The organism is Pseudomonas sp. FSL R10-0399 (assembly GCF_009600165.1).
GTDB lineage: Bacteria > Pseudomonadota > Gammaproteobacteria > Pseudomonadales > Pseudomonadaceae > Aquipseudomonas > Aquipseudomonas helleri.
The window spans coordinates 40907-51995 of record NZ_WIWK01000034.1 but is presented as its reverse complement, the minus strand read 5'-3'; the positions used below and the strand labels follow the sequence as shown (position 1 = coordinate 51995).

The window sequence follows — 11089 nt, the reverse complement described above, 5'->3', positions numbered from 1 at the left end:
AAGCGCTGTGAGGCGTTGAGCTAACCAATACTAATTGCCCGTGAGGCTTGACCATATAACACCCAAGCAATTTGAGTAGGCTTTAACCAAAGCGACCAGATTGCGGTGTGTGAAGACGATACAAACCGAAAGTTTGCAACTCACAAAACACCGACTCTATTACATACCCATTCGCTGGAGCGTTACGTAAGTAACGACCTGGGTACCGAATTTCTTGACGACCATAGAGCATTGGAACCACCTGATCCCATCCCGAACTCAGTAGTGAAACGATGCATCGCCGATGGTAGTGTGGGGTTTCCCCATGTGAGAGTAGGTCATCGTCAAGATTAAATTCCAAAATCCCTGTCTGCTCACGCAGACAGGGATTTTGTTTTTGTGCTCGAAAAACACTGTCGACGGGGCAGGGTGCGTTACAGCGTTGCGTTGCTTGTCAGTGTTGTACAGTCCTTCTCTTACAGGGTTTCTATGCAATAGCGTGGCTCGTCGTTATTATGCGTGCCTGATTGTGAGGCGTAACTTGCATGCTGACGTTGTTGAAGCTTCTTAAAGATGGTCGTTTTCATTCTGGGCAAGCGCTGGGTGCTGCGCTCGGCATAAGCCGTAGTGCGGTCTGGAAGCAGTTGCAGCGTTTGGAAGCTGACCTGAACCTGCCTATCCATAAAGTTCGTGGTCGTGGCTATCAATTGGCCGCGCCGCTTGAGCTTCTCGAGCGCGATCAGCTCGCTGATAGCCCTTATCCTGTTTCCATACATGAGTCCCTCGATTCGACGAACGCAGAAGCTTTGCGCGAAATTTCGGGAGGAGTTCAGGCGCCTTTTGTAATTCTGGCCGAGCAGCAGAGCGCAGGTCGAGGACGCAGGGGGAGAAAGTGGATCAGCCCGTTTGCCGAAAATATTTATTACAGCCTGGTACTTCGAATTGATGGTGGCATGCGTCAGCTTGAAGGACTGAGTTTAATTGTCGGTCTGGCGGTTTTGAGTTCGCTTCGTGAATTTGGTAGTCGCGATGCGGGTTTAAAGTGGCCCAACGATGTACTGGTGGGCAATAAAAAAATCGCCGGTATTCTGCTGGAGCTGGTGGGTGATCCAGCTGATGTGTGTCATGTCGTTATAGGCATCGGCATCAACGTTAATATGATGGTCGCCAGTGATGTCGATCAGTCCTGGACATCCGTTCGCTTGGAGGCGGGTCAGGCGATCAATCGGAATGAGCTGATTGTTGCCTTGGGTCGCAATTTGCAGGGTTATCTGATTCGCCACGAGGCTGAAGGATTTGCTGCTATTCAGGCAGAGTGGGAGTCCAACCATTTGTGGCAAGGGCGTGAGGTTACGTTGATTGCGGGTACACACACTGTTGATGGCGTGGTCGCTGGTGTGGATCAGCAGGGGGCATTGCGTCTTAATGTCGCGGGTCAGGAGAAGGTTTTTAGTGGTGGCGAGCTGAGCTTGAGGTTGCGCCATGATTCTTGAAATGGATTGCGGTAACAGTTTTATCAAGTGGCGAGTACTTGATAGCAATACTGTGGTCGATGGTGGCGTTGTAGATTCCGATGTTGGTCTCATAGCCGCGCTCTTGGCTAGCCCGTTGCTGCGCATCACGCGCTGCCGTTTGGTGAGTGTGCGCAGTGACGGTGAAACTGCGAGTCTGGCTGCTCTTTTGTCGTCCACATTCTCGGTAGAAGTAGTGTGTGCAAGCCCGGCAAGAGTGATGGCGGGAGTAACGAACGGCTATGAGGACTTTGAGCGTCTAGGCTTGGACCGCTGGCTAGCCTTGATCGGCGCTTATGAGCTCTCCAGGCGCGCCTGTCTTGTCCTGGATCTGGGTACAGCCGTAACAGCCGATTTTGTGGCTAAAGACGGTAAGCATTTGGGTGGGTTCATATGCCCTGGATTACCGTTAATGCGTAACGAGTTGCGCACGCATACCCGGCGAATCAGATATGACAACCTTTCGGCTGAGCAGGCGTTGTTGCGAAATAGTCCCGGGCGGACGACTGTTGAAGCTGTGGAGCGTGGCTGTCTAATGATGTTGCGAGGGTTTGTCCTGAGTCAGTTGCAATTGGCACGTGATTACTGGGGGGATGATTTCGAGGTGTTTCTCACGGGCGGTGATGCAGATCTCGTGGCTTGCGCTGTGCCTGAGGGTCGTTTGGTGAAAGATCTTGTGTTCATAGGCTTGGCTGCAGCTTGTCCTATTTATTGAGGTTTCTATGCGCTGGTTGTTTCTGCTGCTTGTTGTATTGAATATTTTCTACTTTGTATGGCATCAGCAAGAGGCTCCTCTTAAAGCGAAGGAGGTTGTATCTCTATCGTTGTACAAAGGAAGCAAGCAGGAAATACAGCTGCTGAGTGAAACGCGAACAGGGCTTGTCCCTGTACAGTCTGGAGAAAGCGCGAGCAGTGATAAAGGTGTCTGCTTCTACCTGAGCGGGTTGATCCGTTCTGACGCTGAGGCCAAGATTAAAAAAAGTTTGTCAGATGCAGGAATAAAGAGTGGTTTGGACAGCCTGGAAGGTGCGGGCGCAGGTGATTTTGTCCTGGTCCTTTCTCCATCGGACAATGTGCAGGCTGTTGAAAAGGTTCTACAAAGTCTTCTCAATGAATTCAATGAGTTGAAATACGAAAAAAAGCAGTGCCAGGGGTTGCAAGCGTCCGATAGTTTGCATAGAATGGCGCCCGCTCCACAGTGAACACCGGAAACGGTTTTAAATGTGAAGTGAGTCATAAAGCTAACTTAATGATTTAATTGAGAAAAGCGGTTGACAAAGGGTTGGGATGCTGTAGAATCCCGCTCAGCTCAGGAGGGGTTCCCGAGCGGCCAAAGGGATCAGACTGTAAATCTGACGTCTACGACTTCGAAGGTTCGAATCCTTCCCCCTCCACCATATTTGCGCTAATCAGCATGATTTGCGGGTGTAGTTTAGTGGTAGAACCTCAGCCTTCCAAGCTGATGATGCGGGTTCGATTCCCGCCACCCGCTCCATTCGCGCTGGTTTCAATGGTGTTTTGCTCTTGTAGCTCAGTTGGTAGAGCACACCCTTGGTAAGGGTGAGGTCAGCGGTTCAAATCCGCTCAAGAGCTCCATATAAACAAGGCAGATATGAAAATATCTGCCTTTGTTTTAACGGGCTGAAAAGCTTGTCCGGAGTGTTTGCTGGTGGCGCTGTTGTAAGGTGTTGCTGCTCTGGTTGGCGATTGCTGTCGTTGGTGGCCTGCATTCTGCTGCTGACGTGTCGTTAGGTTTTGGGCTTGGCGATAAAGTAATTGCAAAGGTTGTTGAAAAGTCTCTCTCGGGTCTGCATAATCGGCGGCTCGATAATGTTTTAGGTCAGTAGCTCAATTGGCAGAGCGACGGTCTCCAAAACCGTAGGTTGGGGGTTCGATTCCCTCCTGACCTGCCAGATTCGCTCAATGCGTCTGGCTTTCTTTTCACAGGATCCTCTTTGATGACTCCCAAGGCTGAAGTTCAAGGCTCTCGCTTCGATCTCCTCAAGTGGCTAGTAGTGGTTGCCCTTGTGGTAGTTGGCGTTGTTGGGAATCAGTATTATTCTGGTTCGCCGATCCTGTATCGCGTCATTGCACTTCTTGTGATTGCTGCTGTTGCTGCCTATGTGGGTTTGCAAACCGCGAAAGGCAAGTCGTTTGCTGTCTTGGTAAAGGAAGCTCGTACTGAGATTCGTAAAGTCGTATGGCCGACTCGCCAAGAAACTACGCAGACTACGTTGATCGTAGTGGCTGTTGTTCTTGTTATGGCGTTGCTGTTGTGGGGTTTGGATTCCCTGCTCGGCTGGCTTGTTTCCTTGATTGTTGGCTAAGGGTGTCCCGTGGCTAAGCGTTGGTACGTAGTGCATGCTTATTCGGGTTACGAAAAGCATGTTATGCGCTCTTTGATTGAGCGTATTAAGCTGGCAGGCATGGAAGATGGCTTCGGCGAAATTCTGGTTCCCACTGAAGAAGTGGTTGAAATGCGTAATGGCCAGAAACGCAAAAGCGAACGCAAGTTCTTCCCTGGCTATGTGCTAGTCCAGATGGACATGAGCGAAGGTACTTGGCACTTGGTCAAGGATACCCCTCGTGTGATGGGATTCATCGGTGGCACTGCTGATAAGCCTGCACCGATTACAGACAAAGAGGCAGAAGCAATTCTGCGTCGCGTTGCTGATGGCAGCGACAAGCCCAAGCCGAAGACACTGTTCGAGCCGGGTGAAGTTGTTCGCGTCACCGACGGTCCGTTTGCCGACTTTAACGGCACGGTCGAAGAAGTTAACTACGAAAAGAGTCGCATCCAGGTGGCTGTACTCATTTTCGGACGTTCCACTCCGGTGGAGCTAGAGTTTAGCCAGGTCGAAAAGGTCTAGCTGGACACGCATCCCAACCCCACGGCTTCGGTCGTGGGGTTTTGTCGTCACTGGGATAAACACGCAAGTAACCGGGGAGCCTTTTAAGTTAGGCGTCTGAACCCGTAATTGGAGTGCCTCATGGCCAAGAAGATTACCGCTTACATCAAGCTGCAAGTGAAGGCCGCTCAGGCCAACCCAAGCCCACCTGTTGGTCCAGCTTTGGGTCAGCACGGTGTGAACATCATGGAATTCTGCAAAGCTTTCAACGCCCGTACCCAGGGTATTGAGCCAGGCCTGCCGACTCCAGTGATCATCACTGTATACAGCGACCGTAGCTTCACATTCGAAACCAAGTCGACCCCTGCTTCGGTTCTGCTGAAGAAGGCTGCTGGTCTGACTAGCGGTTCGGCTCGCCCTAACACCGTTAAGGTTGGCACCGTTACCCGTGCTCAGCTGGAAGAAATCGCGAAAACCAAAAACGCGGATCTGACTGCAGCTGATTTGGATGCAGCCGTGCGTACCATCGCCGGTTCTGCTCGTAGCATGGGCCTTAACGTGGAGGGTGTGTAATGGCTAAGCTGACTAAGCGTCAAAAGGCAATCGCCGGTAAAATTGAAGCTGGCAAGTCTTACAACTTTGTAGACGCTGCTGCTTTGCTGGCTGAGCTGTCGACTGTTAAGTTCAGCGAGTCTTTCGACATCGCTGTTAACCTGGGCGTAGACCCACGTAAATCTGACCAGGTTGTTCGTAGCGCAACTGTGCTGCCACACGGCACTGGCAAGACTGTACGTGTAGCTGTGTTCACCCAGGGTCCAGCTGCTGAAGCTGCTTTGGCTGCTGGCGCTGATCGCGTTGGTATGGACGACCTGGCTGCCGAAATGAAAGGCGGCGACCTGAACTACGACGTAGTTATTGCTTCCCCGGACGCAATGCGTGTTGTAGGTCAGTTGGGTCAGATCCTCGGTCCACGTGGTCTGATGCCTAACCCTAAGGTTGGTACTGTAACTCCAGACGTAGCGACTGCGGTTAAGAACGCAAAAGCTGGTCAGGTTCGTTATCGCACCGACAAAAACGGTATCATCCACACTTCCGTTGGCAAGGTCGGTTTCGACGCTGTTCAACTGAAGGAAAACGTTGAAGCCCTGATCGCTGATTTGAAGCGTATCAAGCCAGCTTCCTCGAAAGGTATTTATGTTAAGCGCGTTACTCTGAGCACCACTATGGGCCCAGGCCTGGTCATCGACCAAGGTTCGTTGAACGCGTAAGACAAATTGGCGCAGCATGCTGCGCCAATGAAAGATTGGGGTCCCTGCCTGGCGGGGGCTATCCAAGACCGTAGGCGGCGCAAGTCTTAAACCTCAAGCCTACGCAGATGGTGCTCCCGGTTCCTTACCGAATCAGACACCAAAACGACATCCGACTCAGGTCAGATGAAACGGTAACAAGCAGGAGTTAAACCCGTGGCAATTAAACTCGAAGACAAGAAGGCCATCGTCGCTGAAGTCAACGAGGCTGCCAAAGTTGCCCTGTCTGCTGTTGTGGCTGATGCCCGCGGCGTGACAGTTGGCGCTATGACCGGACTCCGTAAAGAGGCTCGTGAAGCTGGCGTATACGTACGTGTTGTACGTAACACCCTGCTCAAGCGCGCTGTTGCTGACACTGAATACAGTGTTCTCAACGACGTGTTCACTGGCCCGACCTTGATCGCATTCTCCAACGAACACCCAGGCGCTGCTGCCCGTTTGTTCAAAGAGTTCGCTAAAGGTCAGGATAAGTTCGAGATCAAGGCAGCTGCGTTCGAGGGCAAGTACCTCGCAGCTAATCAGATCGACGTACTGGCAAGCCTGCCGACCCGTGACGAAGCAATTTCTCAGCTGATGAGCGTGATTCAAGGCGCTACCAGCAAATTGGCTCGTACTCTGGCGGCACTTCGCGACCAGAAAGAAGCAGCTGCAGCTTAAGGCTGAGCAACTCCTTTCAGCGTTTATTGTTTATTTCGATGGCCGCATAGGCTGTCACCCCAATACAGGAATTTATAGTCATGTCTCTGACTAACGAGCAAATCATCGAAGCAATCGGCGAGAAATCCGTTCTGGAAATCGTTGAGCTGATCAAAGCAATGGAAGAGAAGTTCGGCGTTTCGGCTGCTGCTGCTTCTGCTGGTCCTGCTGTTGCTGCTGCTGTCGTTGAAGAGCAAACTGAATTCAACGTCATGCTGCTGGAAGCTGGCGAGAAGAAAGTTAACGTGATCAAGGCTGTTCGTGAACTGACTGGTCTGGGCTTGAAAGAAGCCAAGGCAGTAGTTGACGGCGCTCCAGCAATGGTTCTGGAAGCTGTTGCTAAAGACGCAGCTGACAAAGCCAAAGCTGCTCTGGAAGAAGCAGGCGCTAAAGTCGAGCTGAAGTAAGCATCGACCTTGCGTCTCCAGCCCAAGCGTTAAGCTGAGGCTGATGGCTGGTGGCTCATGCCACCGGCCTTTTTCCGTTCTTGGCAGCCGACTGGGTTGGCGCCATAAACGAGCTGTAACCACCCTGTGCGGTGGAGCAAACCAAGGGGTTTGCACGATTTTCTGGCTGCTCCCGTCGGGAGAGGCCAAACAAGCAGGTGACCAAGCTGGGGAACGCTGATGGCTTACTCATATACTGAGAAAAAACGTATCCGCAAGGACTTTAGCAAGTTGCCGGACGTCATGGATGTGCCGTATCTCTTGGCAATCCAGCTGGATTCGTATCGTGAATTCTTGCAGGCGGGAGCGACTAAAGATCAGTTCCGCGACGTGGGCCTGCATGCGGCCTTCAAATCCGTTTTCCCGATCATCAGCTACTCCGGCAATGCTGCGCTGGAGTATGTCGGTTATCGCCTGGGCGAACCGGCATTTGATGTCAAAGAATGCGTGTTGCGCGGTGTGACTTACGCCGTACCTTTGCGGGTGAAGGTTCGTTTGATCATTTTCGACAAAGAATCGTCGAATAAAGCGATCAAGGACATCAAAGAGCAAGAAGTCTACATGGGTGAAATCCCCCTGATGACTGAAAACGGTACCTTCGTAATCAACGGTACCGAGCGTGTAATTGTTTCCCAGCTGCACCGTTCCCCGGGCGTGTTCTTTGACCACGACCGCGGCAAGACGCACAGCTCCGGTAAGCTGCTGTATTCCGCGCGTATCATTCCTTACCGTGGTTCGTGGTTGGACTTTGAGTTCGACCCTAAAGACTGCGTGTTCGTACGTATTGACCGTCGTCGCAAGCTGCCTGCGTCCGTATTGCTTCGCGCGCTCGGCTATAGCACTGAGCAAGTACTGGAAGCGTTCTACACCACTAACGTTTTCCACGTTCAAGGCGAAAGCATCAGCCTGGAACTGGTGCCTCAGCGCCTGCGCGGTGAAATCGCGGCCATCGACATTACCGATGACAAAGGCAAGGTGATTGTTGAGCAGGGCCGTCGTATCACTGCTCGCCATATCAACCAGCTGGAAAAAGCCGGTATCAAAGAGCTCGTTATGCCTCTGGACTATGTCCTGGGTCGCACAACGGCCAAAGCTATCGTGCACCCGGCGACCGGCGAAATCATTGCTGAGTGCAACACCGAGCTGACCACTGAAATCCTGGCAAAAGTTGCCAAGAGCCAAGTCGTACGCATCGAAACGTTGTACACCAACGATATCGACTGCGGTCCGTTCATTTCGGACACGCTGAAAATTGACTCCACCAGCAACCAACTGGAAGCGCTGGTTGAGATCTATCGCATGATGCGTCCTGGCGAGCCTCCAACCAAGGATGCTGCCGAGACTCTGTTCAACAACCTGTTCTTCAGCCCTGAGCGCTATGACCTGTCTGCGGTCGGCCGGATGAAGTTCAACCGTCGTATCGGTCGTACCGAAATCGAAGGTTCGGGCGTGTTGTGCAAAGAAGACATCGTCGCGGTACTGAAGACTCTGGTCGACATCCGTAACGGCAAAGGCATCGTCGATGACATCGACCACCTGGGTAACCGTCGTGTTCGCTGCGTAGGCGAAATGGCTGAAAACCAGTTCCGCGTTGGCCTGGTACGTGTTGAGCGTGCGGTCAAAGAGCGTCTGTCGATGGCTGAAAGCGAAGGCCTGATGCCGCAAGACTTGATCAACGCCAAGCCAGTGGCTGCGGCAGTGAAAGAGTTCTTCGGTTCCAGCCAGCTGTCCCAGTTCATGGACCAGAACAACCCGCTGTCCGAGATCACCCACAAGCGCCGTGTTTCTGCACTGGGCCCGGGCGGTCTGACGCGTGAGCGTGCCGGCTTTGAAGTTCGTGACGTACACCCGACTCACTACGGTCGTGTATGCCCGATTGAAACGCCAGAAGGTCCGAACATTGGTCTGATCAACTCCTTGGCTGCCTATGCGCGCACCAACCAGTACGGCTTCCTCGAGAGCCCGTACCGTGTAGTGAAAGACGCGTTGGTTACCGACGAGATCGTGTTCCTTTCTGCTATTGAAGAAGCGGATCACGTTATCGCTCAGGCTTCGGCCACCATGAACGATCAGAAAGTCCTGGTTGATGAACTGGTAGCTGTTCGTCACTTGAACGAATTCACCGTTAAGGCGCCGGAAGACGTCACCTTGATGGACGTTTCGCCGAAACAGGTAGTTTCGGTTGCTGCGTCGCTGATTCCGTTCCTCGAGCACGACGACGCCAACCGTGCGTTGATGGGTTCGAACATGCAGCGTCAAGCTGTACCAACACTGCGCGCTGACAAGCCGCTGGTAGGTACTGGCATGGAGCGTAACGTAGCTCGTGACTCCGGCGTTTGCGTCGTGGCTCGTCGTGGCGGCGTTATTGATTCCGTCGATGCAAGCCGTATCGTGGTTCGTGTTGCTGATGATGAAGTTGAGACCGGCGAAGCTGGTGTTGATATCTACAACCTGACCAAATACACCCGCTCCAACCAGAACACCTGCATCAACCAGCGTCCGCTGGTGCGTAAAGGTGATCGGGTTCAGCGCAGCGACATCATGGCCGATGGTCCGTCCACCGATATGGGTGAATTGGCTCTGGGTCAGAACATGCGTATCGCCTTCATGGCATGGAACGGCTTCAACTTCGAAGACTCCATCTGCCTGTCGGAACGTGTTGTTCAAGAAGACCGTTTCACCACGATCCACATTCAGGAACTGACCTGTGTGGCCCGTGACACCAAGCTTGGCCCTGAAGAAATCACTGCAGACATCCCGAACGTGGGTGAAGCTGCACTGAACAAGCTGGACGAAGCCGGTATCGTTTACGTCGGCGCCGAAGTTGGCCCGGGCGACATCCTGGTAGGTAAGGTCACTCCGAAAGGCGAGACCCAACTGACCCCGGAAGAAAAACTGCTGCGTGCAATCTTCGGTGAAAAAGCCAGCGACGTTAAAGACACCTCCCTGCGCGTACCAACCGGTACCAAAGGTACTGTCATTGACGTACAAGTCTTCACTCGTGATGGCGTAGAGCGCGATGCTCGTGCCCTGTCGATAGAGAAGACTCAGCTGGACGAAATCCGCAAGGATCTGAACGAAGAGTTCCGCATTGTTGAAGGCGCTACATTCGAACGTCTGCGCTCTGCCCTGGTCGGTCAAATTGCCGAAGGTGGTGCCGGTCTGAAGAAAGGCCAGGAAATCACCAATGAAGTCCTGGACGGTCTTGAGCACGGTCAGTGGTTCAAGCTGCGCATGGCTGAAGATGCTCTGAACGAGCAACTTGAGAAAGCTCAGGCTTACATCATCGATCGCCGTCGTCTGCTGGACGACAAGTTCGAAGACAAGAAGCGCAAACTGCAGCAGGGCGATGACCTGGCTCCAGGCGTGCTGAAAATCGTCAAGGTTTACCTGGCAATCCGTCGTCGCATCCAGCCGGGTGACAAGATGGCCGGTCGTCACGGTAACAAAGGTGTGGTCTCCGTGATCATGCCGGTTGAAGACATGCCGTACGATGCCAATGGCACCCCGGTTGATGTTGTCCTCAACCCGTTGGGCGTACCTTCGCGTATGAACGTTGGTCAGATTCTCGAGACCCACTTGGGCCTTGCAGCCAAAGGTTTGGGCGAGAAGATCAACCTCATGATTGAAGAACAGCGCAAGGTTGCTGACCTGCGTAAGTTCCTGCATGAGATCTACAACGAAATTGGCGGTCGTCAAGAAAGCCTGGATGACTTCTCTGATCAAGAAATCCTTGATCTGGCGAAGAACCTTCGCGGCGGTGTACCGATGGCTACCCCGGTGTTCGACGGTGCCAAAGAAAGCGAAATCAAGGCAATGCTTCGTTTGGCAGACCTGCCAGACAGCGGCCAGATGGTGCTGACTGATGGTCGTACCGGCAACAAGTTCGAGCGTCCGGTTACCGTTGGCTACATGTACATGCTGAAGCTGAACCACTTGGTAGACGACAAGATGCACGCTCGTTCTACTGGTTCTTACAGCCTGGTTACCCAACAGCCGTTGGGTGGTAAGGCGCAGTTCGGTGGTCAGCGTTTCGGGGAGATGGAGGTCTGGGCGCTGGAAGCTTACGGCGCGGCATACACTCTGCAAGAAATGCTCACAGTGAAGTCGGACGATGTGAACGGTCGTACCAAGATGTACAAAAACATCGTGGACGGCGATCACCGTATGGAGCCGGGCATGCCCGAGTCCTTCAACGTGTTGATCAAAGAAATTCGTTCCCTCGGCATCGATATCGATCTGGAAACCGAATAACACGTGACGCGAATCGAGAGCGGGGCTGCACTGCCCGCTCTCTGCTC

Annotated in this window: 10 protein-coding genes, 4 tRNA genes and 1 rRNA gene; all 15 read left to right on the top strand. The window is 52.9% G+C overall.

The window, feature by feature from the left end; translation table 11 throughout:
* Positions 1–213 precede the first annotated feature (213 nt).
* The 15 genes from rrf to rpoB all read left to right on the top strand — a co-directional run bounded on the left by rrf (position 214) and on the right by rpoB (position 11042).
* Positions 214–329: ribosomal RNA gene (rrf, locus tag GHO41_RS12465) — 5S ribosomal RNA — on the top strand.
* A 195-nt stretch (positions 330–524) separates the two neighbouring features.
* Positions 525–1472 carry a bifunctional biotin--[acetyl-CoA-carboxylase] ligase/biotin operon repressor BirA gene (gene birA, locus GHO41_RS12460; RefSeq protein ID WP_082148813.1) on the top strand — a complete coding sequence of 316 codons (948 nt, stop codon included), beginning with the start codon at positions 525–527 and terminating at the stop codon, positions 1470–1472.
* On the top strand, positions 1462–2205 hold the full coding sequence (locus tag GHO41_RS12455) for a pantothenate kinase (RefSeq protein ID WP_048373867.1): 744 nt from the start codon (positions 1462–1464) through the stop codon (positions 2203–2205). Before birA ends, GHO41_RS12455 begins: the two co-directional genes overlap by 11 nt.
* A gap of 7 nt (positions 2206–2212) precedes the next feature.
* Entirely contained in the window at positions 2213–2692 is a 480-nt protein-coding gene (locus tag GHO41_RS12450) for a hypothetical protein (RefSeq protein WP_048373861.1), read from the top strand.
* A gap of 110 nt (positions 2693–2802) precedes the next feature.
* Positions 2803–2887 (top strand) — tRNA-Tyr (locus GHO41_RS12445).
* 24 nt (positions 2888–2911) lie between these two features.
* Positions 2912–2985, top strand: a tRNA-Gly gene (locus GHO41_RS12440).
* 25 nt (positions 2986–3010) lie between these two features.
* A tRNA-Thr gene (locus GHO41_RS12435) sits at positions 3011–3086 on the top strand.
* A gap of 241 nt (positions 3087–3327) precedes the next feature.
* Positions 3328–3403 (top strand) — tRNA-Trp (locus GHO41_RS12430).
* 45 nt (positions 3404–3448) lie between these two features.
* Positions 3449–3817, top strand: a complete 369-nt coding sequence (secE, locus tag GHO41_RS12425) for a preprotein translocase subunit SecE (RefSeq protein ID WP_016779165.1) — start codon at positions 3449–3451, stop codon at positions 3815–3817.
* A 9-nt stretch (positions 3818–3826) separates the two neighbouring features.
* Positions 3827–4360 carry a transcription termination/antitermination protein NusG gene (gene nusG, locus GHO41_RS12420; RefSeq protein WP_026014126.1) on the top strand — a complete coding sequence of 178 codons (534 nt, stop codon included), beginning with the start codon at positions 3827–3829 and terminating at the stop codon, positions 4358–4360.
* A 120-nt stretch (positions 4361–4480) separates the two neighbouring features.
* The gene (rplK, locus tag GHO41_RS12415; RefSeq protein WP_048362305.1) at positions 4481–4912 is read left to right on the top strand and encodes a 50S ribosomal protein L11; all 432 of its coding nucleotides are present in this window, start codon (positions 4481–4483) and stop codon (positions 4910–4912) included.
* Positions 4912–5607 carry a 50S ribosomal protein L1 gene (gene rplA / locus GHO41_RS12410; RefSeq protein WP_048373858.1) on the top strand — a complete coding sequence of 232 codons (696 nt, stop codon included), beginning with the start codon at positions 4912–4914 and terminating at the stop codon, positions 5605–5607. The genes rplK and rplA overlap by 1 nt, the downstream gene beginning before the upstream one ends.
* A 195-nt stretch (positions 5608–5802) precedes the next feature.
* Positions 5803–6303, top strand: coding sequence for a 50S ribosomal protein L10 (gene rplJ / locus GHO41_RS12405; protein ID WP_048373856.1), 501 nt, complete (start codon positions 5803–5805; stop codon positions 6301–6303).
* Positions 6304–6383: 80 nt separating this feature from the next.
* Positions 6384–6749, top strand: a complete 366-nt coding sequence (gene rplL / locus GHO41_RS12400) for a 50S ribosomal protein L7/L12 (RefSeq protein ID WP_048373854.1) — start codon at positions 6384–6386, stop codon at positions 6747–6749.
* A 219-nt stretch (positions 6750–6968) separates the two neighbouring features.
* Positions 6969–11042, top strand: coding sequence for a DNA-directed RNA polymerase subunit beta (rpoB, locus tag GHO41_RS12395; RefSeq protein ID WP_048373853.1), 4074 nt, complete (start codon positions 6969–6971; stop codon positions 11040–11042).
* Positions 11043–11089: the final 47 nt, after the last annotated feature.